This is a genomic window from Streptomyces sp. NPDC049577 (assembly GCF_040675635.1).
Classification (GTDB): Bacteria; Actinomycetota; Actinomycetes; order Streptomycetales; family Streptomycetaceae; genus Streptomyces.
The window spans coordinates 1-1,152 of sequence record NZ_JBFAPH010000656.1; the positions used below are offsets into that span (position 1 = coordinate 1).

Consider the following 1,152-nt stretch of genomic DNA (forward strand, 5'->3'; position numbering starts at 1 on the left):
GGCCGGGGCGTGCTGTTCGTCGAGGCCCGCCTCCTTGATGCGGTCCTCCAGGCCGAGCGGCCGGTAGATCTCCATGGTGCGCGGGTTGATGCCGCGCGCCCGGCCCTGGATCGCCACGCCGGGGTGGCGGTCGACGAGTAACGAGCGCACTCCGTGGTGCGCCAGGAAGAGGGAGGTCGCCAGGCCGGCGTAGCCGCCGCCCACGATCAGTACCGGCACGTCGTCGTCGTACGTGCCGTGGGTCGGGTCGTCGTGTGAACTCACGTTCTCCGCTGTCCTTTCGATGTGCTTCCGGTGCCGTCTCCCGGGTGTCGGTCCGGGGCACCGTCGTGTGGTGGCCGTCACCCTAGTGCCGTCCGGCGGGTCGCGGTGGAGGGCGGCCGGACCTCACTCGCCGGCCGGGCCGCGGGACTGCCAGGCGGCCTCGCAGAAGTCCAGCTCGTAACGCGCCCCGTGCAGGAACGCCTCGGTGAGCGCGGCGAGTTGGCCGTCCGGGGCGCGGCGGCCGAAGTCGTCGATCAGCGTGAGGTAGGCCTCGACGTAGCCGTGGAAGCCGTCCTCGGGGCAGTACTGGTCGATCCACCAGGCGTGGCGGCCACCGGGTGTCGCGCGGGCGCGCAGGTCCCGGCAGACCTGCTGGTGGAACCAGGTCATCGGCAGGAGCCCGCCGACGGCGGCGCCGAAGGAGGTGGCCGAGACCGCCGTCATGAAGGACGTGTGGGCGAGCGTCGGCGGCGTGATCCCGGGGGCCGGCGCGAGGCCGGGGTACCGGCCGGCGAGCGCGGCCAGCTCGCGGTGCATCCGGGTGAGCGAGGCGAAGGTGGCCTGGGCCGCGCCCGCGAGCAGCGCGCCGTCCTCGTCCCGGTCCGCCAGGGCGGCGGTACGGGCGAGGGCGCGCGCGTAGGCGGGGACGGTGTGGCGGGCGTCCTGCTCGGCGAAGTGCCAGAGAATCTCCGGCGGCAGAGTGCCGTCGCGCAACCCGGCCCAGAAGGGGTGTTCCAGGACCTGACCGAGCAGGGGCCCGGCCAGCTCCCGGAGGCGCCGTCGCAGCGTCACAGCCCAGCTCCCTCTCGTGCGTGTCGTCGTCGAAACTCGTGCATGGCGCTCGAGTGCTGGTGGAGTGCCGGCGGAGCGGCACTCGCGGCGGCGGGA

General features: G+C 74.0%; 2 protein-coding genes. Both read right to left on the bottom strand.

Annotated features, from left to right (window positions below; all coding sequences use genetic code 11):
- A partial coding sequence (locus AB0K09_RS33655) for an FAD-dependent oxidoreductase (protein WP_366069178.1) occupies window positions 1-264 on the bottom strand: 264 nt, incomplete at its 3' end.
- A 123-nt stretch (window positions 265-387) separates the two neighbouring features.
- Window positions 388-1,056 (bottom strand): TenA family transcriptional regulator, encoded by a 669-nt coding sequence (locus tag AB0K09_RS33660; protein ID WP_366069179.1) that lies wholly within the window; start codon window positions 1,054-1,056, stop codon window positions 388-390.
- Window positions 1,057-1,152 lie beyond the last annotated feature (96 nt).